This window comes from Rhizobium sp. CNPSo 3670 (genome assembly GCF_057784555.1).
Map to the genome: position 1 here is coordinate 1 of NZ_JBXSOL010000023.1, position 26,151 is coordinate 26,151.

The window sequence follows — 26,151 nt, forward strand, 5'->3', positions numbered from 1 at the left end:
CTATCGGCTACAGTGGAGAGGTGGTACTCGCTCCCGGTGACATTCTTTTTGTACCGCTAGCGTGGTGGCACTGTGTCGAGAATCTTACCCCTTGCATTTCTCTCAGCATGCAAAATCTTGTGGCGGCGGGGTATCGCTGGGACCATCCTGACTTTCGGGCGTCCTTTTAGACAGCCTCGGAAGTCCCGTTCACAGCCAGCTTTGTACTGGTTTCTTGAGACACCAGACTACGAATGCAAGCTTGGTGCCGCGCGCGATCGGACGACTTGCGTGAACATAGTCCGACGGGAACGCCACTACTCGTCCTGTCCGTGGCACAATCACCTCTCTAACCGGATGGTGAATTTCCAGCTCACCACCTAGATAGTCTGCGTTCAAGTATCCAACGATCGTTAGCATGCGATCTTGGAATCCCGGCCCTACATCCCTGTGCGGAGAGAAGAAGCCCCCTTCGGGGTACTTCAGAAACTCTATGGGAGAAACGCTGTCAGGCTTGATGTGCCAATGTTCTGATACGTCGGGAATAATCGTGTTCTCGATTAAGTCCCATAGTTGTTTCGCGGCAGACCAATTGGGGCTAAAGCCCAATCTCAAGCAATTCCTCGCCGTCTGGTCGAGTATGTTCTGAGTAGGCTGATCCGGCCGAAATACGCGGGCAGCCTCCCAAGCGCCCGCTTCCAGTTCAGCGATGATCTCTGCGCAAAGCTGGGCATTTAGCCCTCGGCATTCCAGGAAGCCGCCCCCAGGGATTGCCATTTCATTTTCCTCAGAAGTTCAGATCCAAGCAGCAGTTTTTTCCCAGAGAAATCCGACCAGGATCGTCTTATCTCCCGACGCTAGCCTTGTGGCACTGTGGAGTTCTGCAGAGGGGAATAAGATAGCTTCTCCTAACTTAGCGATACCTTTGAAATGGAGGTGGGGGACGACAAGGTCGCCTCCTATGAAACCGTCAGTGAGATAGCACACGATCGAAGCTACCCGGTGACGCTTAAAAGGGCCTGTATCCGTGTGTAAGGGCACTTCAGCATCGCGGTTATATCGCACCACTGAGAGCTCTTCTAATCGCAGGCCCTTCAAGCCCCAGTGTTGCGTCGCCGCGGGAGTACACTGTCTCTCCACTCTTTCAGCTACAGAGGAGAAGAAGGAGTCGCGAAGATTGAGCGTCAGCACTCGTGAATCGCGAGCCTCCGCTCCTGCAATCCTCCAACCGGCGCGCGTCTCTGCCTCGTCGATAATAGATTGACAGTCTTTGGAGCCAAAGACGCTTATGGTAAGCAGGCTGGAAGACCCGCGGCTCCCACTCTGCGACGAAGATTGCAGGGTAGTAGTCAAAGCCAACCTCACTCAAGTTTGGTGTTAGCAGTTTTGCCCACCCGGGAGTGGCGGATCCCCGGAAAGAGGAAGGTCCAATTCGTCAGTTGTAGCGAGAGTCAGATTTCTGAGAACATCATCGCTCACTTCTACGCCGTGCTCCCGAGCTAGTTGAGAAATGCGAGCTAGGAGTTCAAGGCGAAACCTGCCGTCTGTCTTGAGCTTCATTCGGATGCGACTTACCTCGTCAGCGGTGTCAGTGCTCATCTTTCCATCTCCCGTTATGAGCTAACTCGATTTAGATCCAATTCACACTTTTGATCGTAGCCCTGCCATTCGCGTTGATGCACAGCGGGAGCCGGTGCTCCTTGCGCCGTTCGGCATCCTTCTGTTCGGAAAACCACTCATCGAACTCCGAGATCCCATACGCAATCCCACGAGCGAAACCGTCCTGTTTTTTGAGTTCGATCTCACCCTCGTGGCCAAATCCATCAAAGCCCCAGAACGGTGTTGTCGCGTGTGCTCGCTCTAGAATCGGTTCGCCAACCCGCTGCTCAGATTTGGCCGTCGCCTGACAGGAAGCGAACCAGCCCGCGCCATAGCGGGCTGCGTACAAAATGGTGTGAGCAGTGTCGATGCCGCCAACGAAAGGACGGTCATGTTCCAGCCGCCTAATACTTTCTCCATTTCGCGACAACTGGCGTCGCCATTTATCTTTTCGGACGAACGCGCCGTCTGCGCCGCGGTAAAGGAGATCATCTGGGATATCGTCCCCGATCGGTACAACAGGGTCGTGGACGCCGAACCGAGTTGGCTCCTTCGCCACGATCGCACCCGGGGTGAGCGTGAACTCACCGCTTCCAGCGAGGGACCACAAATCCGAGTGGGCCTTGAGGAACTGAAAAGTGGTCTGCGCCTCCTCGAAACTCTCTGTTGGAAATCCCGTGAAGCACATCATCTGCGACGCTATTCCGGCGCGCCTCATCTCCTGCAAGATCGATGCGACCTCATCAATCCGTATACCTTTATCTATCAGATCGAGAACCCTTTGAGAGGCGGATTCGAGCCCATAAGAGAGTGCTACACATCCAGCCTTTCGGAGCGTGGCTGCGCGCTCCCAGTTTCGCAAACTCCGATCGAGCCTAACTTCGGCGCTCCAGACTAGGTTAAATCGATTATCCTCAATCGCCTTGCACATTTTTTTCATGAACGACGGCGAGATGGCGTCGACAGCCAAATACATTGCACTCGTTTGCTGGGCGATTTGATTAAGATCGCCAATAACGCGGTCGATTGCCCTCTCTCGTGACGGGGACGTTGGCATGCCATCGTTGAGACCGTAGTCACAAAAAGTGCAGCGATTCCAGTAACAGCCACGAGTGGGTGAGTAGAGCAGTACTTGTTCAGGGGCCCAATATGCATACTGATTCCAAATACGGTAATTCGGGGAGCCGAGCGCACTGACGTTCTCGTAACTCGATGAGATTTGATTAATGTTCGTCTCTCTGACCAAAATGCCAGGGGATCGGATTTCGTTCAAAGCACCTCCGGCCTGAACCGCTCGAAGGATCGAGACAAACGCGCTTTCACCTTCTCCAACCACGAGAGCGTCGAAATCTCGAAACAGCTGCCAAAGGAGCTTCGAGTCATGCACGTTCTTTACAATGTCTGTAACATCAGTCCCGCCAGCACACACGACCACGTTCGGAAATTGGCGGCGGATGATGGTTGCGAGGTGCAAAGCGAATGGAAGTTGCGTACGGAACGCGATGGAGAAGCCCACCACTGCAGGCTCACAGCGACGAACGCTGTTTGTGAAGGCGCCCTCGATGTAGCCTCGGAAAGGTTCGATCAGTGATCGTGTATAGCTCGTCTCGGTGAGGTCTGCGACGCGGCGCAGATTGACGGGTCCGTATGGATCTAGACGAAAGTTAATCGCCTGGCCTGGCCTGCCGTGCAGGTTCTGTAGGCGCTGCCAGCGGCCGAGGACGTCGGCGGCTTCAGAATAATCCGGAAAGCTATAAAAAAGGTCTGGTTGCTTGAATACGTCAATCGCGCGCTGTATTGACTCGCTATGAAGGCCACTCGACGCGAGCGCAATTCGGTAACGCATTTGCGCTCCCCTAGAAGGCGCTTCACAAGCTTCGGTCTCCGTGATCGTCGCCTCAGCGAACTGGAGCAAGTCCCGCACATTAGAGGGTTGAGCTGCCCACTCTAGAGCTTCGATGTTGGCATCGATTACCGAATGCCTCGGGAAGCCTTGCGACTCAGCATGCCCCACAAGATAGGAAATTGAGTGGTATGGCCCTGTCGGATCGGTGAGGGGCGGATGGATCAATAGATAGCGAATGTCACCGAGCACGACAATCCCACCCATAACGCGAGTAACCGCTAAGTTGAAGACAATACGGCATACGCGTGCTTGTCGTCAACCACGGAGTGTGGCAGATTATCCAGAAATTGAGGTGTACAGTTGAACGAATTCCAACGCGAGTCAAACCCGTTGCGGAAGTTCTCCGATATGGAGCGCTTGAGGGCACATTTGGCTCTTAACCAGGCGTTTTGCCGCTCTTTCGCGGATGCACTAGCCGAACTCGCGGCAAAGCATGACATCCCTCTCGAATCCTCTACTTTGGAAGTGTTGGTGCCTGCCAGCCCTGAGGAGATCAAGTCCGCTCCGGCTGATCCTGTTCCCCTGCGTTCGCAGCCATGACGTTGAAGAGGAAGTTCGCAATCTCCCGAGGCTGAGGCATCGACCCGAAAGAGACCTCCATCGTAGCCACCTCGATTCCGACGACGGGCTCTATTATGTAAAAGCCACGTTCACGAAGTTCTCGCAAGTTTCGCTGTGTTGTGGCGTTTTCGAACATCCGTATGTTCATCGCGGGCGCTATGACCTTCGGACACGTCGCCGCGAGCGCTACTGTCGAGACCAAATCCTCTGCAAGGCCCATCGCAAGCCTTGCGATCATGTTTGCAGTTGCAGGCGCGACAAGCAGGACACTAGCCTCCTTCGCGAGCCGGATGTGGCCTTGCCAAGAGTTTGGATTCGGAAGCTCTGAACTGGTGCCAACGGATTGGCCGGAGAAAACTTCGGCAGCATAGGGCGTCAAAAATAATTCGGCCGTCCGGGTCATGACTACTTGCACGCGTCGGCAGAACTCGCGGCGGAGCAGCACTATCAATTGTGGTACTTCCGTCGCTCCCACCGCACCGCTGACGCCGAGCACGACAGTTTCGCAGACCATTTCCCGGGGCGCACTAGCTTCTCCTTGGACTCTTTTTCCTGTAGGCACGAAGCGATCCTTTCAGCCGGCTGCTGCAGCATGGCGCTAATCCTAGTCTAGAGCTTCCTTGTTAACCAGAATGCAATGCATTGTCCGCAGTCGGTTTCCTGCAGGATGCAAACCGCGTTGCGAAATGTAACCTTCTCGGACTCCTGATAGCTTCCGAACGGCACCACCGACTTGCCGTGGCGGTCATCATGTCGAGCGTCACGCTGGTGGTGGTCTCCATTGTCTTTTGGCACTTAAACGTAAGAATTCGGCCGCTCCGGCAGCCTTTGCAGGCGCACCGCGGAACGTCAAAGCCGGTCGATTGCCGTCGACCTGACAACTATCTCGTTTTGCTTGAAGCGGAACTCCAGGGCCTTCCGGTAGGATGCCCACCATTGCCGATCGAGATCGCCCGCCATCACTTCGACGACGATCATACGATCTTTTTCGACGGAACCACCGTCGGTCCATATCCCCTCTGCCGGAGCATTTGAATAAAGGGTTACGCCGCCAAACTTGTCGGCCAGTTCGCTGCGCACGGCATCGAAATGGCTACGGGCGTCACCGCCCGACACGGGGAGCGGGATCTCGATCAAAAAGGCCATGTTACCCGCTTTCATGAACGGCGTGAGGACGTCACCTTTCGCTGGCTGAGCGGCAAAATCATACCTCCGATACGATCCCCCTTCAGCTCGGCTGATATAGCAGGCGCCCACGCCGGATCCCATTCCACTCCTTCGACCAATTCGATGACCACGGGTCGCGTGCTGTTGCCTTTGTGGGTCTCGGCCACCTGGAACGCAGCGTCTGGCTCCATCTCCTCGCCGGGAAATATCGTATTGTCTTCGTCCTTGTCCCCGACTTTTCGAACGTAGCCTCGGATCTCGTTTCCCGAGACGCTCTTCGCTTTCCCAGATCTGGTAGGCGCGCATTCCTTTCTCGTCGTCATTCATCCTCGCCTCCGACCGGCTCACTTGAAAAGACCTCGGCATCCAAACGACCCCGAGGTTGATCCAGCTTACTTGTTGAGTTCCTTGGCCATCTCAAGGTGATGTTCCAGAGCAGGGTGGGTGCTTGCGGCCCATGCCTTCAGCGCGGGATTGTCCCCTTCATCACCATAGCGCTTGAAGAGGTCGACCGCATCTTCGTGGGCTTCCTCCTGATCGGAGTGATATTGCTTATTAAAATCGTCTCCTTTCAGGCCGTTCAGCTTGTCCAACATGCTTTGCTGAGCCGACGACATGGCGGCGGGAAGCGTGGCCTTGTTGCTGGGATGTTCATGTTCTCGGCCAAAAAGATCGCATAATGCATCGTCGGGAACCCTGTGAAAATGTCTCGCGACTAACTACTGGTGCCGTTTTCTTCCAAGAGCTTTGAGCGTATAGGCCGCCCTCAGCCCCATTCGATTGGCCATAAATTCTGCTCCCGGAATGGTGCGGACGATCTGATATGAGCATGCCTATGGACGGGTCGTCCGGTAGGCGCTATTCGTGATGTAACCGCATATCAGCAAACCATCCTATGAATTCCCAGGGCCTCTTATATTGAGAAAAGTGCAGCGCAGTTTTGCCGTCGAGTACAAGAACGGCAGGCGAAAACTCGATCCCAAGTCGAACTCGATCTGGGGTAACATGGATCTAAAGTCAGTCGCTCGCGATCTGGTGGAAGAGACATCGCCGCATCCATCAGATAGCTCTCAGCGTAGCAGATCTGACGGCGAATTGTCTTTCCCGGAACCTGACGGTAAGTCGTTGTTGACACCGTCTCTTGGGGCGTCAACAACTGTATCTGATACACAGGAGATGAGCATGGCCGACGAGACTGATGCGACAACCAACGCCGATGTGCCGGCCGTTGTCGAAACGCCCACTGCGCCGAAGAAGCAGCGCAAGCCCCGTGCCAAGAAAGCGGCGGCACCCCAGACGGCGTCAGCTGACGCTGCGACAAAGCCAGCAGCTGCTCTGACCAGCGCTGGCGACGGCAGGAGAAGAGGGCGCAAGGCAAAGGCGATCGAAGCTGCCGCGAGCAAACGCGCGCCTGCAGGCCGCGCTAGAAAAGCTGTGCAGACCGCCTCGGCCGCGCCGATGAAGGCGATCGATGAGATGGAAGATCTCCTGCAGTTGGAAGAAGAAAATCAACGACTACGCAAGCTTCTTGCCGAAAAACTTCGCGCTGAAAACGCCGATCTGCGCAAGCGGCTCAAGCTCGATTGATATAAGCAGCCGGTCAATCGCCGGCCGCATTTCTATGGTTATCAAAAAAACAGTTTGGCAACGGTGGATGCCGTTGCCGGCACCAAAATTTGCAGCCTGCTTGCGGAATAAAGCTCGAGGGTGGATAGATGGCGTCTCCCTGGAAATTTCTGGCCCGACTGATCTCACCGGGACGCGAACAAAAGAAAGAAAACGGCTCGACCAGCGAGGCGACGCTGGACGCGTCGGCTACTGCGGGTTTAGCTGACGCGGCTGCCAGCGAGAGCGTAAATGGCGCTGATCGGCCGGCAAGCGACGAGACGGCTGGTCAAGCCGTCGCTGTTTCCTCTCAGCCTGTGCTTTCCGAAAAAACCGAAAACGATGGGGCCGACGAGGTCGACCGCGAGGGCACTAAGAACGAAGGGGCCGCTGCTCCTGCTTTTTCCGGTGAGCTCGGTATCGACGTCACTGCTGCACGAGGTGGTACGGACCTCAAGCGAGCTGTGGAGGTCGCCCCACCAAAGCAAAGAAGTCGCGGCAAGAAAGCGGGAGCGATTTCACACGTCTCCCATGCAGACGAGATGAGCCTCGACGAAGAGATCAGATTGCTCAGGGGTCAGCTGGCTGTAAAGCTCAGGCTGCAAAATGAGCAGTTAAGAAAAATGCTGGAGCGGTTTGAACGGTGAAATTCTCGTGTTGCAGCGCGTAGAGCTAGCATCGATTGCAAGCGGTCGCACCCCCCAAACACAGATTTGAATACGGTGCCGCCGGTTCGATTCCGTTCAAGGCGACCAGATAAGAATCGCGTAGGGTCGGCTGACCGCCAAAAGGTCTAAACTGTCGCAATTCGCAGCCCACTCCCTCGAAGCGGCGCTTACTCGCGGATCCACCCGACAACGTCACATCGCGTCAGGTTTGAGGCCATTGCGAAATTGTAGCCCTGAAATTCCGTGTGATTTTAATGCCGTTTTGTTGCGTTGCTAGCTCTTCTCACCAGGGCGCGTGTTCTCGTCGGGCAAATTTTCCGGAGCTTCAGAACACAACAGTCGAAGTTAGATCGAAGTGGAGTTTGTAGATGAATTTGCAGAGGTTGCAGGTTAGGGGCGAAAATTATGGAGCGGCGGTGGTCGGCGATACCAGCTTGACGCTAACTGCCAATGGAAGCACTGACTGGTTCCATCATCCGGCGGAGAGCTTTCGCCGGAACGACGTGCTTGCCTTAGGCATGGAAGTCGCTGAAGAGACATTCGCAGTTATCGCCAGGGTCTCAGTTGAGTTCTCGTCGCCTTACGACGCGGGTGCAATTTTCGTGCAGACCGACGACGATAACTGGGCAAAACTGGCGTTTGAATACTCGGCTTCTAGAAAGCCAACAATCGTAAGCGTCGTTACACGGACGACATCGGACGATTGCGACGGCCCGAATTTCCATGGAGAAGCTGTCTGGCTGCGCGTCTATTGCGACGGGGATACCCTTGCATTCCATTTTTCCGAGGACGGCAAATTCTGGCAGTTTCTGCGCTGGTTCGCTATCCCTGGCATTCGCAAGCGTCCGATTAGAATTGGCTTTGGCGTTCAATCGCCGACGGGAGAGGGCTCAAAGGCGCACTTCGACCATATCGAACTTACCTATGAGAAAATCGCCGACCTGCGAAGCGGTGCGTAAACGGCATCGGCACAGGCTCACGCGGGTTCGGTGTAATTGACGCCGAATGTTACGTTCGTCAGGAGACGAGGACGAACCCTAGGGCCGCGTAGGACAGCGCATCCTCATCGCAATAACAAAACCGATGTATGCAGCAACGGTGTCGCGGCGCTTCGAGACACCAAACGAGACAGGAATAAACGATGAAAGTTCCTACGGCGGATTTTCTGCACAGATTAGCCGACGCTGCCGACCGCGAGACAGTGTCGCGATTTCGGCAAAAGCTTGAGACGACAACAAAGCCAAAAGAGGGATACCGCTTTGATCCAGTGACGGAAGCGGATCGGGAGGCCGAATTGGCAATGCGAGCGCTGATCTCCGAGGAGTTTCCCGACCACAGCATTGTCGGTGAAGAATACGGCGTCACGGGAGCTGGAGCCTGCCAGTGGGTCCTCGATCCGATTGATGGCACCCGTCCTTTCCTGCTTGGAATTCCGGTATGGGGAACCCTGATCGGCTTCTGCGAGCAAGGGCGAGCGACCTCTGGATTGATGAGCCAACCGATCACAAGAGAGAGATTTTGGGCCCACAACGGCGAAAGCTGGCTCACGACGGACAACGCTACAACCCGCTTGACGACAAGTGCGTGCACGCAGCTCTCGGATGCCGTCTTGCATACCAACTCGCCTGAAGGCGTGCGCCGGAACCCCGACGTTCGATTCGATGTGCTCGACGCGACGGTCAAAATGACCCGATATGGGGGCGAGTGTTACGCTTTCGCCATGTTGGCGGCCGGCCACATCGATATCTGCGTCGAATTCAGTCTGCAGCCTTACGACATCGTGCCCTTAATTCCGCTTATCCAGGCAGCGGGAGGCACAGTAACGACGTTTGACGGGTCGCGTCCGGAAAACGGAGGCCGCATAATCGCTTCTGCCAACGAGAAACTCCACGCCGCTGCGATCAGCATTTTGATGCGTGGACGATGAAGCATGGCGCGGCAATGGTGCGATCGCCAAGGGCTGAGCCTGTCGCGACGAGCCGCCAGTAGCTGAGATGGTGGGCGGACAGTGCGTTCGCCGTCACCTGGTCCAGGATAGCCCGACCTGAATCTGACGCTAGACGCGATTTTGCGGCCGTCAGCACAAGTCTTAGATCGCCGACACCAGATAATCTGATCAAACCTTTCAAGTTACCTCAACTGCCATCGTGGTTGTGAGTAGTCCGCTGCTTTCCGGCGCTTGCTCTTAACGGGCCGCAATGGCAGGCAGTCATCTGACGGTACTGCAAAGCGATCTGATACTTGGCTGCCCGAATCCGCCTAACAGATTGCCTATGGCGGCATGCTTGCACCTGTTCTTGCCATTCGCTCTGACTGTTGCCCTACGGGACGGGCTCTTGAAAAGGAGGAGGTGCATAACGCGAATTACTCGAAGAGACCAATTCCGAGACGACCCTCCAGCGGCTCCGACCGACGCTGCCCTCCAGCCGCACATTGAAACCGCCACGCCAGACGGTAAGCGCCAAAGTGCCGCCACGCATGACCTTTTATCGTTTGCTGATTCTCATAAATCCCAAAATTCATTCATCCGTGACAACGCTCAAATCCCAAGGGTGCCTTTTTGCCCAGCTCATTCCACGCGTTAAGCAGTATGAAGCACTTTTGACTTCAAAATGCTCATTCACGCGGACGTGGTCGCCAGCTCAGAAACCGCCCGTCATTACCCTCGCACATGGCTTAATAGCCTCAACAAGGCGCCTCCTGCTCGGGCGGGTTGTTACCGTCGCAATCCAAATGGCTTCGGGCTTTGCCCCGGCTCGAGCGACGTAAAGCAAAGTGCGCTTCATCCTGCGTCACCGTTTCGGAGTCTGCGAACTTGCGAGTCCGTCCAATGCGGCCGCAATGTAAGCGCAGTTGAACGGCTGCGGTCATTGCCAGCCCACGACTAAAGAACAACGAACTTTAGAGGGTGAAGATGATGAAACTCACAGGTGGCCAGGTCGTTGCGAGGGCACTGAAAGAGTATGGCGTCGAATATGTGGCTGGTGTGCCAGGACATGGCATCTGGTCGCTTTTCGACGCATTCCTGGAAGAAGGCTCCCAACTTCCGTTCATCCAGGTCATGCACGAGCAGAGCGCCGTTCATATGGCGGACGGATACTTCCGAGCCAGCGGGAAGCCGATGGCTTGCTCGACCTCGGTCGGGCCGGGCGCTGCAAATACCATCATCGGTCTGGCAACAGCGCTAACCGATTCCACCTCGCTTTTCTACGTATCAGGTTCTCCGCAGACCTATATGCACGGTCACGGCACCATGCAAGAACTCGAACGTCATCAGGATAACGCCTTTCCGCGCGTCACTGAGCAGGTTACAAAACGTGCGTGGCAAGCAAATTCCGTTCAAGTTCTTCCCAGCATCATGCATCGCGCCTTCAGTGAGATGCTGACCGGCCGCCCCGGACCGGTGCATGTCGAAGTGCCGATGGACGTTCAGGTCGAAGCCGCCGACGTTACGATCCATCCCCTCCAGAAGCGGCTTCCGATCGGCATTGCCTACCCAGATCCGCGCGCGATCGAAGCCGCGGTGAAGGTCCTTCTTTCAGCCGAGCGGCCTGTCATCGTCGCCGGCGGCGGCGCAATCTCTGCAAATGCATCCGAGGAATTGACGCGACTGGCCGAAAAACTGGGTGCAGCAGTCTCGATTACCTGGAACGGCAAAGGAGCGATCTCTGAAGATCACCAGCTGTTCATCGGCGCTGTCGGCCAGACCGGCACGACCTGCGGCAACAAGATCACGGCCTCGGCAGACGTCGTCGTTTCCGTCGGTTGTCGCTTCACGGACTGGTCTGCATCCTCGTATGCCAAGGGCGTCTCATTCTCGATCCCTTCGGCAAAGCTGATCCACATCGATCTCGATCCACGCGAAATCGGCAAGAACTACGAAACCGAAGTCGGGATCGTCGCGGACGCCAAGGTTACGCTCGAAGCCATCCTGTCGCTGATTTCCGACGCAGACTCTACAAAGATACTGTCGCGCCGGGAAACTTTCCTCGCTGACGTCCAGAAGGCGAAGGCGGATTGGCGCGCCCTGGTCGAGCCGCGTGAAACGAGCCGGGAAACGCCGTTCACGTCGCAGCGTCCCTTGATGGCGCTTCGCAAGGTTCTCGATCGTGACGGCATCGTTGTCGTTGGATCGGGAAATACGCAAGGATCAGTGAAGCAGAGCTTCCCCGTCTACAAGCCCCGCACCCACATCACGTCCGGTTCCTACTCGCCGATGGGATGGGCCGTTCCAGCAGCGCTCGGAGCCAAACTGGCCTGCCCGGACAAGCAGGTCGTCGCGATCGTCGGAGACGGTGATTTCATGATGTCTCTTCCGGAGATGGGAACGGCAGTCATGAACGGTATCAACGTCGTGTTCCTCGTGCTGAACAATTTCGGATACATGTCCATCCGCGGTGGTCAGCGGAAGTTCATGGGCCGCCACGTCGCTTCCGAGTTCAACCACCATGTCGGCAACGGTGAACCTTATTCTGCCGACATCGCCGCCTCTGCACGCGCATTTGGTCTCGAAGCGTGGAAGGTCGAGAAGGACGAAGACCTCGAAAGCAGTATCAAGGCTGCACTGGAGTGCGGTGGGCCTGCTCTCGTCGAGGTGATCGTATCGCGTGACGCCGCTGGCCCGTTCGCCACCGGTTGGTGGGACTTCCCGTCGCCGGCCTACTACGAGAAGGAACAGGCTGCCTACGCGAAGATGCGCGAACTCGAGCAGCATCTGTAGAGCCAATTTCAGGCTTGGGGCGCCGCCGGCGCCCCGCAACCCACAGTCTCTCCAAACCCAGAATGCGGGGCACGGCTTCCGCAAACGAAGAGTTATTGTCATGATCAGACACATCAAAACTGCCCAAGCCTCGACGGCGGGCGCTTCCGATGGCGCGATAACAAAGGCTGTCGAGGAGCTCCTTTCTAAGGTGGAAGCCGGCGGCGACAAAGCGGTCCGGGAACTCTCCGTTAAATTCGACAAATTCGACCGCGAGTCCTATCGCCTGACAAAAGACGAGATCGCTGCCGCGATCAATTCGCTGACCCAGCAGGAGCGCGAGGACCTGGACTTTGCCCAGGACCAGGTCCGCCGCTTCGCACAGGCACAAAGAGATGCGCTGCAGGATCTCGAAGTCGAGACTATCCCAGGCGTGGTCTTGGGCCATCGCAACGTGCCGATCGAAAATGTCGGCTGCTACGTGCCGGGTGGAAAATATCCTCTGCTGGCATCGGCCCATATGACGGTGCTGACAGCGCGTGTGGCGGGCTGCGACCGCGTCATTACCTGTGCTCCCCCGTTCAACGGACAGATATCCAACAAGATCGTCGCCGCACAGGCTCTCGCCGGTGCAGACGAGATCTACTGCATCGGCGGTGTCCAGGCGATCGCGGCGATGGGCTATGGCACCGAAACGATCGAAGCCGTCGACATGCTTGCCGGTCCGGGCAATGCCTATGTGGCAGAGGCTAAACGTCTTTTGTTCGGCAAGGTCGGTATCGACCTGTTTGCCGGCCCGACCGAAACGCTGGTGATTGCAGACGAAAGCGTCGACGGTGAAATCGTCGCAACGGACCTGCTCGGCCAAGCCGAACATGGTGCCAACTCTCCGGCAGTGCTTATCACCAATTCCGAGAAGCTCGCCAAAGATACACTTGCCGAAATCGACCGGCTCCTGCAGATCCTTCCGACGGCCGCCGTCGCAGGAAAGGCCTGGAACGACTGCGGAGAGATCATTCTCTGCGACACGATCGAGGAAATGGTGTCCGAAGCCGACCGCGTCGCTTCGGAACACGTTCAGGTCATGACGAGCGATCCGAACTATTTTCTCGAGAATATGAAAAACTATGGCGCGCTGTTCCTCGGCGCCCGCACCAATGTCGCCTTCGGGGACAAGGTCATCGGCACGAACCACACGCTGCCGACGAACAAGGCCGCGCGCTACACCGGCGGTCTGTGGGTCGGGAAATTCCTCAAGACCTGCACGTATCAGCGCATCGAGACTGATGAGGCATCAGCCCTGATCGGTGCCTATAGCTCTCGTCTCTGCCTGATGGAAGGCTTCGCGGGTCACGCCGAGCAAGCCAACATTCGTGTCCGCCGCTTCGGTGGCCGCAATATTCCTTACGCGGGGGCCGCCGGCCCGCGCGACGCATAACCCACCGGCGGCTTCGACACCCTCTTGTCGAAACTGCCCGCGATCCACCAACCACTGAGGCAAAAAAGGGGAACTACAATGAAACTGAAAATGCTTCTTACCGCTTCGATCTCTCTTCTTCCGATAGCCGCTGTGGCGCAGGAGAAACCCAAGGTCGAAGGTATCCACCACTGGGTTTCCGAGAGCGAGGTCAAGGCGCTCAAGGTCATTACCGACAAGCTCGCCACCAAGGGCTATACTTGGCAGGATAGCGCGGTCGGCGGGCTCTCCGGCGCAAACGCCTTGCAGGCGCTGCGTACCCGACTTGCCGCCGGCAATCCGCCGACGACGATGCAATTTCTCGGCTTCGAGGGGCTCGACTGGGCGAACGAAGGTGTCTTGCGTTCGCTGAACGAGCTCTATGAGAAGAACGGGTGGGAAAAGACCATCTCTCCCCAGTTGGAAGCATTCGTCAAGAACGGCGACGACTACATCTCCGTGCCGATCAACATGCATCGCCAGAACTGGATCTGGGCCAACAAGGCACTCTTCGACAAGTACGGCATCAACGAGCCAAAGAGCTGGGACGAAGTGATCGCAGTTGGCCAAAAGCTGAAAGCTGCGGGTGTCGTCCCTCTGGCGATGGGCGACGAGCCTTGGCAGATTCTCGAAGTCTTCGAAGCAATTGCGGCAGACATGAACGGGCCGGATTTCTACAAGAAGGCGATTGTCGATCTCGACGAGGACGAATTGTCGAGCGATAAGATGGTCAAGACGTTCGACATGCTGCGCAAGGTTCGCGGCTTGGTCGATGACGGCTTCACCGGCCGCGACTGGGCGGTTGCCTCCGCAATGGTCGCCGACGGCAAGGCGGGTATGCAGTTGATGGGCGATTGGGCCAAGGGCGAGTTCCTCAACAAAGGCCTCAAGCCCGGATCCGACTTTCTCTGCTTCCCGACGCCGGCGCAGACGCCTTATTTCAAGTTCGTCATCGACGCCTTCGGCCTCTTCAAGACCGATAGCGAACCGCTTGTCCTCGCGCAGGACGCCTGGGCGGAGTCCGTAATGGATCCGCAGGTCCAGCGTGACTTCAACAAGGTCAAGGGGTCGATCCCCGCCCGTATCGATATCTCGGTTTCGGATTTCGACGCCTGCGCACAGCGCAGCTTCGCCGACCGCGATGCAGCCCAGAAGAACGACACGATGCTCGGCGGGTTGACGGAAGGCTTCGCCAACCAGCCGCAGTTCACCGGTGTCTTCAGCGACGTGGTCGCGAAGTTCTTCACGACCGACATGTCTTCCGAGGACGCGGTCAAGGCTCTCGTCGACGGAATCAACAACGCAAAGTGAGCGTCCGTCCGGCTCCAGCCCGCCTTGGCGGGCTGGATTACCGCACTTCGACGCACATGCGCCTCAACGCTGGAATGCTGTGATGAACAGTAGGATTTCTCCGAAAGATAGATTTACGCTCTGGTTGCCCCGGCTGGTCCTCTCTCCAAGTTTGGTGGTGGTTTTCATCGGCGTCTATCTCTTCATTGCATGGACGGGCTGGATATCCCTGTCGTCGTCCAAAATGGTGCCGCGATACGACTTCGTCGGCCTGGAGCAATATGTCCGCCTTTGGGCAACGCCCCGCTGGGAGACGGCAGTCGCCAATCTCTTCATTTTCACGGTGCTGTTCCTGGCAATAACGATCGCGCTCGGCCTATTCCTCGCGATCCTTCTCGACCAGCAGGTTCGGGCCGAGGGCTTCCTGCGCGCCGTCTACCTCTATCCGATGGCGCTTTCGTTCATCGTTACCGGCACCGCGTGGAAGTGGATCCTCAACCCTGGACTCGGGGTGCAGAAAGTCGTCAACGAGCTCGGCTGGACCGGCTTTGTCTTCGACTGGATCACGAGGCCGGAATACGCCATCTACTGTGTCGTGATTGCGGCGGTCTGGCAATCGACCGGCTTTGCCATGGCAATTTTCCTGGCTGGCCTGCGGGGCATCGATAATTCCGTGATCAAGGCCGCGCAAATCGAAGGTGCGGGCCTTGTGCGGATCTACTGGAGCATCATCGTCCCCATGCTCCGGCCGGCCTTCCTCAGCGTCATCGTTCTTCTGAGCTATATCTCAATCAAGAGTTTCGATCTTGTCCTGGCGCTGACAAACGGTGGCCCGGGCAGCGCTACCGAAATGCCGTCGACCTTCATGTTTTCCGCGACCTTCAAACGAAATCAGATGGGCATTGGTGCGGCGAGCGCCATGATGATGCTGATGACGGTCGCGGCGATCATCGTGCCCTACCTCTATTCTGAACTCAGGGAGAGCCGCAATGACCACTGAGGTTAGCAAGGCGCGACGCTCCGCCTTTTTCGGGCGCATCTTCGTCTACGGGTCGCTCATCGCTCTTGCGGCTTTCTATCTGATGCCGCTCTGGGTGATGATCGTCACCTCGCTCAAGTCGCTTGACGAGATCTATTCCGGCTCCTTCATCGGTCTTCCGCAGCAGGTCACTTTCGACGCCTGGCAGAAGGCTTGGGACGAAGCATGCATCGGCACCGAGTGCAGCGGCCTGAAGCCCTATTTCGTCAACTCGCTGCTGATGGTCATTCCGGCGGTCATTCTGTCGACCGGGATCGGAGCGATCAATGGCTACATCCTGACGAAATGGCGATTCCCAGGCTCAAACTTCGTGTTCGGCATGCTGCTTTTTGGCTGCTTCCTGCCCTTCCAGGCGGTGATCCTGCCGATGGCCCAGCTGCTTGGCGCCCTGAAGCTCTCGGGAACAATCCCTGGCTTGGTGCTCGTTCACACTGTCTACGGTATCAGCTTCACGACGCTTTTCTTCAGGAACTACTTCATCACGATCCCGAACGAGTTGACACGTGCGGCGCAAATCGACGGCGCCGGATTTTTCCGCATCTTCTTTTCGATCATGCTGCCGGCGGCGCTGCCGATCATCGTCGTTTCGTGCATCTGGCAGTTCACACAGATATGGAATGATTTCCTCTTCGGTGTGTCGTTTACCGCGGGACAATCGTCACCGATCACCGTGGCACTCAACAATATCGTCAACGTCACGATGGGGCGCAAGCAATACAACGTCGACATGGCCGCCGCCATGATCGCCGCAATTCCAACGCTCGTCGTCTACATCCTGGCAGGCCGCTACTTCGTACGCGGGCTGACTGCCGGTGCCGTGAAAGGCTGAACCCATGTCTACTCTCGAAATCAACCGCGTCCGCAAGGCCTATGGCGAACTGGAAGTCCTGAAGGAAGTATCGATATCCATCGGCACGGGCGATTTCCTTGTGCTGCTCGGACCTTCCGGCTGCGGCAAGTCGACCCTCCTCAATATGATCGCAGGCTTGGAAACAATCACCGGCGGCGAGATCCGCATCGGACAAAAGGTGGTCAACCACCTTTCGCCCAAAGACCGCGATATCGCAATGGTCTTCCAGTCCTACGCGCTCTATCCTACGATGACAGTGCGCGAAAACATCGAGTTCGGAATGAAGATCCGCAGAGTGCTTCCGGCCGAGCGGGACAAGGCGGTTAAGGCTGCGGCCGATCTTCTCCAGATCAGCCATCTTCTTGATCGCAAGCCGTCGCAACTGTCGGGAGGCCAGCGCCAGCGCGTCGCCATGGGACGTGCGATCGTCCGTCAGCCAAAGCTCTTTTTGTTCGACGAACCGCTGTCTAACCTTGATGCAAAGCTTCGCGTCGACATGCGTACCGAAATCAAGCGCCTGCACCAGCGCCTTGGTACAACAATCGTCTACGTCACACACGACCAGATCGAAGCCATGACGCTCGCGACCCGTGTCGCTGTTATGAAGGATGGCGTCGTCCAGCATCTCGACGAGCCTCAGAAGGTCTATGACCGGCCGGCAAACGTCTATGTCGCAAAGTTCGTCGGCTCACCGTCGATGAACATCATCCCCGGCAGGCTCGAGGTCGCCGGCTCATCCGTCGCCGCCGTCATCGACGTGCCGAATAAGCCATCGGCGTCCATAACCGGTCTCGCACTCTCTGCCGAGTCAGCCAAACGGTATGCCGGCAAGAATGTGCTTGTTGGGATCCGCCCGGAGAACTTCACACCCGCCTCCGCTGGAGCTGGCAACCACATCGCAGTGGACGTCGATGTGGTCGAGCCGACAGGACCTGATGCCCTCGTCGTGTTCCAGCTTGCAAACGTTGAAGTTACGGCGAGATTGCCGCCGAACGTTACTCGATCGCGCTCTGAAGCATCGCTCGCCGTTGATGCCTCGAAGATCGTCCTGTTCGACGCCCAGACCGAAGCCAGAATTGATTGAGGTATGCCATGCAGCACACGGCGGATGTGGTCATTATAGGCTCAGGCATCGGAGGAAGTTCGCTTGCCTACAGCCTTGCCGCGAGCGGCCTCAAGGTCATCATCCTGGAGCGCGGCGGGCACCTTAAAGACAGCGCGGAAGCTCGTGACGATGTCGCGATTTTCCAAAGAGGCTTCTATCGGCCAGCGGAAGAGTGGCTTGGAACCGACGGGGAAAGCTTCCTTGCCAACAACTACTACTATGTTGGCGGAAATTCGAAATTCTTCGGCGCTGTGATGTACCGGTATCGAAAGGAAGATTTCGAAGCGCGTCCACACCTCGACGGAAGTTCGCCGGGGTGGCCATGCACATATGAAGAGCTGGAGCCGTGGTATGAGCGGGCTGAAAAGGTGTTCCAGGTACGTGGCGCGCTCGGTCAGGATCCGACGGAGCCTTTCCATAGCAAACCCTACGCTTATCCTGCCGTTCCCGACGAGGCGCCGATTGCGTCGGTCCGCGACCGGCTGAAGCGGGCAGGTGTCCATCCGGCGAGCTTGCCGCTGGCGATCGACATCGAGGCTTGGCTTCACCGCGCAAAGACGGGCTGGGACGCGTTCCCGAACACAGGTGTCGGCAAGATCGATGCCGAGGTCGGCCCGTTGACGGAGGCGCTGCGTCATCCAAACGTTACCCTCATGACCGGTGCTAACGTGTCCTGCCTGGAAACGGACGAGACCGGCACCCGCGTGACTGCTGCGGTCTTCGTCAAAGACGGGTTCGAGCAGCGGATCTCTGCCGGAATATTCGCTGTCGCTACCGGCGCGGTTCAGACTGCAGCACTTCTGCTCCGGTCGGCAAGCAAGGCTCACCCGACGGGCTTGGCCAACAGCTCAGACCAAGTCGGCCGGAATTTCATGAACCACAACACATCCGCGATGCTGGTGCTCGACTATCGCCGCAATGCCTCGGTCTACCAGAAGACCATTGCCTTCAACGATTTTTATAACGCCGATAACGACTACCGGGCGCCGCTCGGAAACGTGCAATTGCTGGGGCACATCACCGGCAATATTTTGAAAGCGAACTTCCCGGTTCCCGCACCCTCATGGCTGGTCCGCCTGATCGCGCGACACGCCTATGGATGGTTCCTCACCAGCGAAGATCTTCCCAATCCGGAAAGCCGGGTGATGGTCCGCGAGGATCGCATCGTCGTCAACTGGATCCGGTCGAACATGCGCGCCCACCAGGCGCTGATCAAGAAAACAAAGAATGTCATGCGAAAAGCAGGCTTTCCGGTGGTGCTCACGCACACATTCGGTCGAAAAACAACCTCTCACCAGTGCGGCACCGCTCGGCTCGGGCACGATCCGAAAACCTCGGTTGTTGATCTAAATTGCCGTGCGCATGACGTCGAAAATCTTTATATTACCGACGCCTCAGTTCTTCCGACATCGGCGGCAGTTAACCCGGCCCTGACCATCGCTGCCCTCGCGATCAAGGCGGGTGCTTCGATACGAGGTGTGTGATGTTGCTTCCCCCGTTTGGCTCTGCGCGCTACGGTATCAAGCCGCATTCTGGCAAGCACCATCGCTACGACTATATTGTCGTCGGCGGCGGGTCGACCGGCTGTGTGATCGCCTCGCGATTGTCCGAGGATGAAAATCTCCGCGTGGCGCTCCTAGAGGAGGGGCCCACCGATTCTAGCCCATACATCCACATTCCAGGCGCCTACTACAAGACCGCTCAGGGAAGCCTCTTGAAGCGTTTCGCCTGGGAGGCCGGTCCGGAGCTTGCGCGTAACGAACAGCAGACGATGGTACAGGCGCGCGTACTCGGCGGCGGTAGTTCGGTCAACGCGATGATCTATATTCGCGGTGTTCCCTCGGACTACCAGCAGTGGGTGCAATTGGGCGCTGCGGGATGGGCCTATGAGGACGTGCTTCCATATTTCAAGCGTTCCGAGGACAATAATCGTTTTTGCAATGATGCCCACGGCGTCGGAGGTCCGCTCGGCGTCTCCGACATCGAGCACATCCATCCCTTGACGCGCGGTTGGCTCCAGGCGTGCCAGCAGGCAGGTCTCCCCTATAACCCGGATTTCAACTCCGGCAGTCAGGCGGGGTGCGGGCTATATCAGATTACCGCAAAGGACGGTAAGCGCAGCAGCGCTGCGGTCGCCTATATCAAGCCAGCGAAGGGACGGCCGAACTTGCAGGTCGTCACGCGCACCACTGTCACTCGGCTGATCATCGAAAACGGCAGGGCTGTCGGTGTCGAATACATCCGCAACGGTGAAAAACATGTGCTGCGTGCAGAGCGCGAAGTCATCGTGTCTGCCGGCGCGATCGCCACGCCGAAACTCCTGATGCTCTCAGGCATCGGACCAGCCACCGAGTTGAAGCGGCACGGGATCACCGTGCATGCAGATCTTCCGGGTGTCGGTAAGAACCTGCAGGACCATGTCGAAATATCACTGATCTATCAACTGAGTGGTCCCTACAGTTACGATAAATACAAGAAGATGCATTGGAAGGCGGCCGCCGGTTTGAATTACGCGCTTTTCAAAGGCGGGCCGGCGTCATCAAATCTCATCGAGGGCGGTGCGTTCTGGTGGGGCAATAGGAGCGAACATGTCCCCGACATCCAGTTTTTCATGGTCGTCGGCGCGGGCATCGAGGAAGGTGTCGATGCCGTACCGGGCGGCAATGGTTGCACAATCAACCTCGGTCAGATCCGGCCGAGGTCGCGAGGCGAAGTTACCTTGCAAAGCGGCGATTTCAACGCCGATGCCCGCGTTGCTCCCAATTACTTCTCCGATCCGTATGACCTGGAGGCAATCACCGAGGGTACAATGGTGGCGATGGATATCATGTCGAAACCTGCGCTCTCGAAATATCTCCAGTCACGATATGTGCCGGCCCCGAGCGTCAGCACGCGCGATGACATCCGTGCATTCTGCCAGAGAACCGCGCACGCAGCACTGCATCCGTCGGGGACTTGCCGGATGGGTATCGACGAGATGGCCGTGGTTGACCCGCAACTCCGCGTCAGAGGGGTCGATGGGCTTCGCGTCGCCGACGCGTCAGTTATGCCAACATTGATTTCTGGCAACCCAAATGCCGTCTGCATCATGATCGGGGAACGGGCGGCCGACTTTCTGCGCCTCACGCACTAAGAGCGATGGAGACGACGTGACTGAGCGGGCGATGACGACGACATCGCCCGCTTTCGTTTATCGCGATGGAGTGCGTTCCACCAAAGGTCCAAGCCACCTCGCGTGTCGCCGCTCAGGTTTCGTGTCGCAGCTTGAGCCCATGAACCGCCATGCGCTTGGCGACTGCAAAACCGACGATAGCGACGAGAACAAAACCGCCCGTGATGACGCCAAAGCTTATTGTCAGGCTTGAATGCTGGGCGACAAAGCCAAGCAGCGCCGGCCCTAGAAGCAGGCCGCTATAGCCCATCGTCGTGGCGATCGACATGGCCCTCCCGGCCGAATCCCCTCCAAGATGACCGGCGGCCGCAAAGACGGCCGGAACCAAGTTTGCTACTCCGATCCCGCATAAACCAAGGGCAAACATCGTAACGCTAATGCTGCTCGACACGACGATGATAGAGACCGAGACAGCGCACACCACACCGCCGATGCGAATGACATTGACATGCCCAATGCGCCTTGTCGCCCAGTCGCCCGCAAACCGTCCGAGTGCCATTGTCGCGGAGAAGGTTGCGAACGCATAGGCTCCGACGCTTTCGGAGGCCCCGTGTTCGGTGACGAGAAAGATTGCAGTCCAGTCCATCACCCCGCCTTCGGCCAGCATGGAGAGAAAGGCGATAGCTCCGAACATAATGACAAGAACCAGCTGTTCAGGGCTGAGTTTTATGGTTTTCATCGCCTTCGACTGTGTGCTGCTGATGCGATGTTCAAATGATCGTTCTCTTGCGATCAGACGTGAGCCGAAGGCGACAAGGACTACAGTTGAACCTGCAATGCCGAGGCATAAGTTCAACCCGCCACCGATCGAAACCAACTGGCCGACAAGAAGTGCGCCCAAGAGCGCTCCCACACTGAAGACACCGTGGAAGGAGGACATCAGGTGTCGTTTCGATGTCCGTTCGAGGTGCGAGGCTTCGGTGTTCATCGAGACGTCGAGCGTTCCGAAGCCGGCTCCCGCCGCAAGGATCAGAAGTGCGGCGGTCGGGACGCCGGGAGCCAACGGAACCAAAAGTATGCACGCCCCGAATACCACGCAGCCCGCAAGCGAGAGCTTGTCGCTCTGCAGTCGGTCAATGAACCGTCCGATCGTCACCATCAGAACAATCGCGCCCAGTGCGAACCCAAGAAGGAGGAAGCCAAGTTCTCCCTTGCTGATCGCAAGCCTCGTCGAAACGAGCGGAAGGCTGGAAGCCCACGCTCCGATGCCTATTCCGGCCGCGAGGAAGAAAGCACAACATCTTGCTCGCTTTGACGAGCCGATGCGCCGGAGCACGCCTGTTGGTGCTGGCCTGGTAAACAACATTGAGACACCTGATTATCGCGGAAGGTGGTGCTTGGCGGTCCCAGCTTGAAACAGTGAAGTCCGCCGTCGAAGGTAAGTCTTCTAGGGGGCGAGTAAGTCACTCATCAGGTCTTTAAGCCTACGAGCGACCGCAAAACTGTTTTCTTGGTGATTGCGACGGCAAAAGAGCTCGCAACTCCACCATCCCTCGTAGCCGGTTGCTCTGACGGCATCCGTCCACTCCTGAAGATTTAGCACCCCTTCTCCGGTAGGCACGTCCCGGAGTACAGGCTCATCCGGAATCCCGCCATCGAACTTCAGGGAGTCGCAGACATGAATACCGTAGAGCAGTTCCTTGTCGAGCTTGGCAATCCTCTCCGGCGTGTCACCGGACGTGTAGCAATGCCAGAAATCCACGAGCAGGCGCAGGTTGTCGCGGCCCGCTTTCTCGATTACCCTGAGCTGCTTGTCCAGCGTATTGAGCGGCGTCCATGACAGCGCTTCGAGATAGAGGATAAGATTGTGGTCGGCGGCAATCTCCGACAGCTCCCGCAGATTGGAAGCCGTAAGGTCGACCTGTTCATCTTCTGGAAGGTCGACCAAACCCCTGTAGGGATCTGCCGCCGTTCGTTGCCCACGCGCGACTTCTAGACTCAGCGGTCCTGTAATGACTTCGACGCCCTCAGCGCCCACGGCGTCTGCGAGTTCGAACAGACGGTTTGCTTCCGCAAACAGTTTGGTTTTGTCATCCTTCTGGCGCTCGATATCAATGAGAAAGCCGATGCCCGGGATGAATGTATCGCCAACAAGGGATTTGAGTTCGCTTCTCGATAAGCCAGCGTCAAGGCAGTTCGCAATTTTGTCGCCGGACGCCTCCAAGCCATCGAAGCCTATCTGTCGCGCAATTTCGACATCGATCGCTAACGTCGAATGCCGGGCGACCAGAGAATGAAGGATGATCTGATGTCGCTTTCTCACGTTGCTCTCCTTGATGTTATGCCGGATGTGCGTGCTCGTTGCGGAGCAGCCGAGAACTCTGCTCATGCCGTGCCCCTCGGTTTGATATCGACAACGTCTCCCGACTGGGTCGACGCAATGATCGAGTTAATGGCGGCAAGGTTTGCCACGCTGTCCGCGCCAGTCGAAAGCCAGGTCGGCCTTCCATGAAGCCCGGTGACAAAATCCTGAATGGCCGCCACGTGCACGTCCTTGTCACGGATCGGAATAAGCTCGTTCTTGCCGCCGATCCTGCGCGTCAAAGTGCCGGATCCGCGACCGTAGAGCGTCCCAATGGCGGTCAGCGATCCCTTCGAACCCGCAATCATGACCGTGTCTTCGATCTCGGCGGTCAGGAAGCTTTCATGTGCTTGGAAGATGCAGCCGTCATCCATAGCGAGGACGAAGGCAAGGTGTTGCGACCCACCGCCCATCGGCTTCGAAATCCCGGTGGCCCGATGGGGCTCGGCGTCGGTCAAGAACCGAACAAGATCAACGTCCTCGATTGCCGCGTCGAAGAAGATGTCGCCTTCCAGATTGGCGAACTGACCACGGCGATTGGGTGAAGGATGAAACGCGCCGCCGCGCGCCACGACAATCGAATGAATCTGGCCGATCTCGCCGTCGCGGATCAGCCGCTTCATCGTTTGATGAACGCTAGAAGCGCGCGCGATGTGATGAACGGCGAGTGTGACCTTGAGGTCGTGACAGAGCGACACGAGCCGGGCTGCTTCTTCACGTTCATTGCTGATCGGGCCATCACAGAGAATGTGTTTGCCCGCTTTTGCGGCCGCGGCGATGTGAAACGAGCGTCGCTCCCGCGTGGCGCTGACATAGACGAAACGCACCTCGCGATCGGCCCAGACTCGTTCGAGGTCGTCGGTCGCGTTGGGGATGTCAAGATCGCCGGCAAATGTGCCTGCGTAATGGGCATTGCGGCTGACCACCCATAGCGGTTGATGGCCAATCGAGCGTATCGCGGAAACCATATGCTCGGTCGCGATGGTTTCCGTGCCCATGATCGCCCAACCGACTCTGTCGTTTCCTGCCAAGTAGTGGATTCCCTAGTGTTTCATCGGCCACTATGGCGTTGGATGCCTCATCGGAGCAATTTCGCAACGGCTTGAAGATGTTCTCAAAGTGGCGTAGAATTAGCGTCAGGGTGCTTCAGGTTCGAGCTTGAGGATAGGGTCATGAACTATATGATGGACGATCCGGCGTCGTTTGCCGCCAACTTGCGAACGCTGTGCGATCGCCAAGGCTCGGTGGCGGCCGTGTGCCGCAAGATCAAGGTCAATCGTCAGCAATTCAACAAATATCTTTCCGGTGCCCATCTGCCTGCAGCGGCTAATATGCGCATTATCGCAAATTATTTCGGTTTGAGCGTGCCGATCCTGTTCTCCGACCCCGAGGAGTTCCGAACGCTCGTTGATGGCAACTTCTTTCATGCTATGTCGGCGGCCAGGCAACTGCCGGAATTCGCGCGTTTCGTTTCCGCAATGCTTGTCGAAAATTCCGTTCCGGACAGCGATCTCGTCGGCGTCTACGACCGATACCAGTTCTCCTCTATCTACAAAGGCTTCGTGCTAAAGTCCGCATTTTGCATCTACAGGGCAAACCAGTTTCTGCAGCATTATTACGTCGAACGTTTCCCCAGTTTCGATGATCCTAAGAAGATGGAATATGTCTTCAAGTATTATGGTTTCTGCTTTCCAGTCGCGGATCGGATATTCACAGCCGATTTCGAAGGCATTCAGTCGAACGAGCTGACCTTCGGCGTCTATGCTCAGGTCAAGCGCAACTCCAAGAAGTTCATGTTCGGAATTTCGAGTGGAATTGCGGCTACGGTGTTTCGTCAGCCTTACTCGACTAAGGTCGCCTTACATTACAGGGGACCCGGCTTATTGAAGAGGGAGCAGCTGAAAGGGATCACCGTGATGGACAAGAACGATCCGGCGATCCCTCGAGAGGCACTTCAATATCTCGGCGATGGCTCAGACATGATCCAGATGTCCTGATCGGCCAATCCCGGCGCCCTGTCCCAATCAATGATCAGGGGTGAAGCTCGACAGCAAGCCACACGGAATCAGTGTCACAGTAGTAGCGGTGCCATGGGTAGGTCCATTTGTTTTCACCGGTAACGCGGCAGAACGGGTCGTGCGAATAGCCGATCGGCATCACGACATCTTCGTACAGCGTTTTCTGATCGCGCTCGCGAAATTTCTGCATGCGACCAAGCCCATGGATCTGCGTATGGACCTCGAGGAAGGGGTGCTCGTTGTGGATGAAGCAGTCGGTGTCACCTGGTGCCCACCACAGATTGAGCTTGAGCCTGAAGGGCTGTTCCGCCGCTGGGGCTGCGTCCTCGTTTGTGAAAACCTTGGGATCGACCGTCACCGTTCCGATTTCGTCCTGCGCCGAAATGAACAGCGGCGTGTCGCGCGGAAAACTGCGGATTCTGTTGCCGAGCCAGTCCCATCCGCGAAACTGAGCACCGCCCAAATTGGTCGCCTTGCGGACCTTGATCAATGCAGCTCGCTCTGCCGACTTGATCCTGCCGCCCTTCAACCAGGTTGATTTCCAGGCCGGAACGATTGCGGGATGATCGGTGCCGGTAATCATACGCGAAGGACTGATGTTGACAACGACAGCATCTTCTACGTCGAGATCGACGACGTTTTCCACGAGCTTTGCCGAGATGAAATCGTCTGCAAATGCGAGGTCTCTGGTCTGGTTCTGCACGATCATGGATCCCGAATGATGAAGATGATTAC

Annotated in this window: 23 protein-coding genes and 2 pseudogenes; 14 read left to right on the forward strand and 11 right to left on the reverse strand. The window is 57.1% G+C overall.

Annotated features, from left to right (window positions below; all coding sequences use genetic code 11):
- The first annotated feature begins 20 nt into the window (after nt 1–20).
- A complete protein-coding gene (locus tag AC13QO_RS21880) occupies nt 21–170 on the forward strand; it encodes a JmjC domain-containing protein (RefSeq protein WP_488541870.1) in 150 nt (49 codons plus the stop codon).
- Nucleotides 171–189: 19 nt separating this feature from the next.
- Here AC13QO_RS21880 and AC13QO_RS21885 read toward each other — a convergent pair whose 3' ends face one another.
- From AC13QO_RS21885 to AC13QO_RS21915, 7 genes and pseudogenes are all read right to left on the reverse strand, one after another.
- A complete protein-coding gene (locus AC13QO_RS21885; RefSeq protein ID WP_488541795.1) occupies nt 190–756 on the reverse strand; it encodes a 2OG-Fe(II) oxygenase in 567 nt (188 codons plus the stop codon).
- A gap of 18 nt (nt 757–774) precedes the next feature.
- Nucleotides 775–1,344 (reverse strand): 2OG-Fe(II) oxygenase, encoded by a 570-nt coding sequence (locus AC13QO_RS21890; RefSeq protein ID WP_488541796.1) that lies wholly within the window; start codon nt 1,342–1,344, stop codon nt 775–777.
- Nucleotides 1,345–1,609: 265 nt separating this feature from the next.
- Nucleotides 1,610–3,673: a B12-binding domain-containing radical SAM protein gene (locus tag AC13QO_RS21895; protein ID WP_488541797.1), complete on the reverse strand. Its 2,064-nt coding sequence runs from the start codon at nt 3,671–3,673 to the stop codon at nt 1,610–1,612.
- Between the two features lie 304 nt (nt 3,674–3,977).
- Nucleotides 3,978–4,607 (reverse strand): flavoprotein, encoded by a 630-nt coding sequence (locus AC13QO_RS21900; protein WP_488541798.1) that lies wholly within the window; start codon nt 4,605–4,607, stop codon nt 3,978–3,980.
- A gap of 86 nt (nt 4,608–4,693) precedes the next feature.
- Nucleotides 4,694–4,827: pseudogene (locus AC13QO_RS21905) on the reverse strand (3-methyl-2-oxobutanoate hydroxymethyltransferase); the annotation flags it as partial.
- Between the two features lie 67 nt (nt 4,828–4,894).
- Nucleotides 4,895–5,314: a hypothetical protein gene (locus AC13QO_RS21910; RefSeq protein WP_488541799.1), complete on the reverse strand. Its 420-nt coding sequence runs from the start codon at nt 5,312–5,314 to the stop codon at nt 4,895–4,897.
- Nucleotides 5,315–5,604: 290 nt separating this feature from the next.
- A pseudogene (locus AC13QO_RS21915) lies at nt 5,605–5,850 on the reverse strand (DUF4142 domain-containing protein); the annotation flags it as partial.
- 280 nt (nt 5,851–6,130) lie between these two features.
- On the opposite strand from AC13QO_RS21915, the gene AC13QO_RS21920 reads away from it, so the two are divergent.
- The 12 genes from AC13QO_RS21920 to AC13QO_RS21975 all read left to right on the forward strand — a co-directional run bounded on the left by AC13QO_RS21920 (nt 6,131) and on the right by AC13QO_RS21975 (nt 21,057).
- Nucleotides 6,131–6,799: a transcriptional regulator gene (locus AC13QO_RS21920; protein ID WP_488541800.1), complete on the forward strand. Its 669-nt coding sequence runs from the start codon at nt 6,131–6,133 to the stop codon at nt 6,797–6,799.
- A gap of 128 nt (nt 6,800–6,927) precedes the next feature.
- The gene (locus AC13QO_RS21925; protein ID WP_488541801.1) at nt 6,928–7,464 is read left to right on the forward strand and encodes a hypothetical protein; all 537 of its coding nucleotides are present in this window, start codon (nt 6,928–6,930) and stop codon (nt 7,462–7,464) included.
- Nucleotides 7,465–7,853: 389 nt separating this feature from the next.
- A complete protein-coding gene (locus tag AC13QO_RS21930) occupies nt 7,854–8,444 on the forward strand; it encodes a DUF1349 domain-containing protein (protein WP_488541802.1) in 591 nt (196 codons plus the stop codon).
- A gap of 182 nt (nt 8,445–8,626) precedes the next feature.
- Nucleotides 8,627–9,412, forward strand: a complete 786-nt coding sequence (hisN, locus tag AC13QO_RS21935) for a histidinol-phosphatase (RefSeq protein ID WP_488541803.1) — start codon at nt 8,627–8,629, stop codon at nt 9,410–9,412.
- 987 nt (nt 9,413–10,399) lie between these two features.
- Nucleotides 10,400–12,205: a thiamine pyrophosphate-binding protein gene (locus tag AC13QO_RS21940; RefSeq protein ID WP_488541804.1), complete on the forward strand. Its 1,806-nt coding sequence runs from the start codon at nt 10,400–10,402 to the stop codon at nt 12,203–12,205.
- A gap of 100 nt (nt 12,206–12,305) precedes the next feature.
- Nucleotides 12,306–13,622: a histidinol dehydrogenase gene (gene hisD / locus AC13QO_RS21945; protein WP_488541805.1), complete on the forward strand. Its 1,317-nt coding sequence runs from the start codon at nt 12,306–12,308 to the stop codon at nt 13,620–13,622.
- A 78-nt stretch (nt 13,623–13,700) separates the two neighbouring features.
- The gene (locus AC13QO_RS21950; protein ID WP_488541806.1) at nt 13,701–14,951 is read left to right on the forward strand and encodes an ABC transporter substrate-binding protein; all 1,251 of its coding nucleotides are present in this window, start codon (nt 13,701–13,703) and stop codon (nt 14,949–14,951) included.
- Between the two features lie 94 nt (nt 14,952–15,045).
- Nucleotides 15,046–15,930 carry a carbohydrate ABC transporter permease gene (locus tag AC13QO_RS21955; RefSeq protein ID WP_406550234.1) on the forward strand — a complete coding sequence of 295 codons (885 nt, stop codon included), beginning with the start codon at nt 15,046–15,048 and terminating at the stop codon, nt 15,928–15,930.
- Complete coding sequence (locus AC13QO_RS21960) at nt 15,920–16,798, forward strand: carbohydrate ABC transporter permease (protein ID WP_488541807.1); 879 nt, start codon at nt 15,920–15,922, stop codon at nt 16,796–16,798. The genes AC13QO_RS21955 and AC13QO_RS21960 overlap by 11 nt, the downstream gene beginning before the upstream one ends.
- A 4-nt stretch (nt 16,799–16,802) precedes the next feature.
- A complete protein-coding gene (locus AC13QO_RS21965) occupies nt 16,803–17,903 on the forward strand; it encodes an ABC transporter ATP-binding protein (protein WP_488541808.1) in 1,101 nt (366 codons plus the stop codon).
- An 8-nt stretch (nt 17,904–17,911) separates the two neighbouring features.
- Entirely contained in the window at nt 17,912–19,408 is a 1,497-nt protein-coding gene (locus tag AC13QO_RS21970; RefSeq protein ID WP_488541809.1) for an FAD-dependent oxidoreductase, read from the forward strand.
- On the forward strand, nt 19,408–21,057 hold the full coding sequence (locus AC13QO_RS21975) for a GMC family oxidoreductase (protein WP_488541810.1): 1,650 nt from the start codon (nt 19,408–19,410) through the stop codon (nt 21,055–21,057). The genes AC13QO_RS21970 and AC13QO_RS21975 overlap by 1 nt, the downstream gene beginning before the upstream one ends.
- Nucleotides 21,058–21,169: 112 nt before the next feature.
- Here the strand turns inward: AC13QO_RS21975 and AC13QO_RS21980 are convergent, their stop codons facing one another.
- The 3 genes from AC13QO_RS21980 to AC13QO_RS21990 form a co-directional block, all read right to left on the reverse strand.
- Nucleotides 21,170–22,402, reverse strand: a complete 1,233-nt coding sequence (locus AC13QO_RS21980) for an MFS transporter (RefSeq protein WP_488541811.1) — start codon at nt 22,400–22,402, stop codon at nt 21,170–21,172.
- An 81-nt stretch (nt 22,403–22,483) separates the two neighbouring features.
- Nucleotides 22,484–23,425 (reverse strand): sugar phosphate isomerase/epimerase family protein, encoded by a 942-nt coding sequence (locus AC13QO_RS21985; protein ID WP_488541812.1) that lies wholly within the window; start codon nt 23,423–23,425, stop codon nt 22,484–22,486.
- Entirely contained in the window at nt 23,422–24,396 is a 975-nt protein-coding gene (locus AC13QO_RS21990; protein WP_488541871.1) for a Gfo/Idh/MocA family protein, read from the reverse strand. Before AC13QO_RS21990 ends, AC13QO_RS21985 begins: the two co-directional genes overlap by 4 nt.
- 174 nt (nt 24,397–24,570) lie before the next feature.
- On the opposite strand from AC13QO_RS21990, the gene AC13QO_RS21995 reads away from it, so the two are divergent.
- Nucleotides 24,571–25,395: a helix-turn-helix domain-containing protein gene (locus AC13QO_RS21995; protein ID WP_167862467.1), complete on the forward strand. Its 825-nt coding sequence runs from the start codon at nt 24,571–24,573 to the stop codon at nt 25,393–25,395.
- Nucleotides 25,396–25,429: 34 nt separating this feature from the next.
- Here the strand turns inward: AC13QO_RS21995 and AC13QO_RS22000 are convergent, their stop codons facing one another.
- Nucleotides 25,430–26,125: a hypothetical protein gene (locus AC13QO_RS22000; RefSeq protein WP_488541813.1), complete on the reverse strand. Its 696-nt coding sequence runs from the start codon at nt 26,123–26,125 to the stop codon at nt 25,430–25,432.
- Nucleotides 26,126–26,151 lie beyond the last annotated feature (26 nt).

Excerpts from the sequence above, each read along its gene's own strand:
- AC13QO_RS21990 (WP_488541871.1), bottom strand. The coding sequence starts at position 24,396 with ATGGGCACGGAAACCATCGCGACCGAGCATATGGTTTCCGCGATACGC.
- AC13QO_RS21965 (WP_488541808.1), top strand. The coding sequence starts at position 16,803 with ATGTCTACTCTCGAAATCAACCGCGTCCGCAAGGCCTATGGCGAACTG.
- AC13QO_RS21950 (WP_488541806.1), top strand. The coding sequence starts at position 13,701 with ATGAAACTGAAAATGCTTCTTACCGCTTCGATCTCTCTTCTTCCGATA.
- AC13QO_RS21930 (WP_488541802.1), top strand. The coding sequence starts at position 7,854 with ATGAATTTGCAGAGGTTGCAGGTTAGGGGCGAAAATTATGGAGCGGCG.
- hisD (WP_488541805.1), top strand. The coding sequence starts at position 12,306 with ATGATCAGACACATCAAAACTGCCCAAGCCTCGACGGCGGGCGCTTCC.
- AC13QO_RS21995 (WP_167862467.1), top strand. The coding sequence starts at position 24,571 with ATGAACTATATGATGGACGATCCGGCGTCGTTTGCCGCCAACTTGCGA.
- AC13QO_RS21925 (WP_488541801.1), top strand. The coding sequence starts at position 6,928 with ATGGCGTCTCCCTGGAAATTTCTGGCCCGACTGATCTCACCGGGACGC.
- AC13QO_RS21980 (WP_488541811.1), bottom strand. The coding sequence starts at position 22,402 with ATGTTGTTTACCAGGCCAGCACCAACAGGCGTGCTCCGGCGCATCGGC.
- hisN (WP_488541803.1), top strand. The coding sequence starts at position 8,627 with ATGAAAGTTCCTACGGCGGATTTTCTGCACAGATTAGCCGACGCTGCC.
- AC13QO_RS21910 (WP_488541799.1), bottom strand. The coding sequence starts at position 5,314 with ATGGGATCCGGCGTGGGCGCCTGCTATATCAGCCGAGCTGAAGGGGGA.
- AC13QO_RS21975 (WP_488541810.1), top strand. The coding sequence starts at position 19,408 with ATGTTGCTTCCCCCGTTTGGCTCTGCGCGCTACGGTATCAAGCCGCAT.
- AC13QO_RS21985 (WP_488541812.1), bottom strand. The coding sequence starts at position 23,425 with ATGAGCAGAGTTCTCGGCTGCTCCGCAACGAGCACGCACATCCGGCAT.
- AC13QO_RS21960 (WP_488541807.1), top strand. The coding sequence starts at position 15,920 with ATGACCACTGAGGTTAGCAAGGCGCGACGCTCCGCCTTTTTCGGGCGC.
- AC13QO_RS22000 (WP_488541813.1), bottom strand. The coding sequence starts at position 26,125 with ATGATCGTGCAGAACCAGACCAGAGACCTCGCATTTGCAGACGATTTC.
- AC13QO_RS21970 (WP_488541809.1), top strand. The coding sequence starts at position 17,912 with ATGCAGCACACGGCGGATGTGGTCATTATAGGCTCAGGCATCGGAGGA.
- AC13QO_RS21940 (WP_488541804.1), top strand. The coding sequence starts at position 10,400 with ATGATGAAACTCACAGGTGGCCAGGTCGTTGCGAGGGCACTGAAAGAG.
- AC13QO_RS21885 (WP_488541795.1), bottom strand. The coding sequence starts at position 756 with ATGGCAATCCCTGGGGGCGGCTTCCTGGAATGCCGAGGGCTAAATGCC.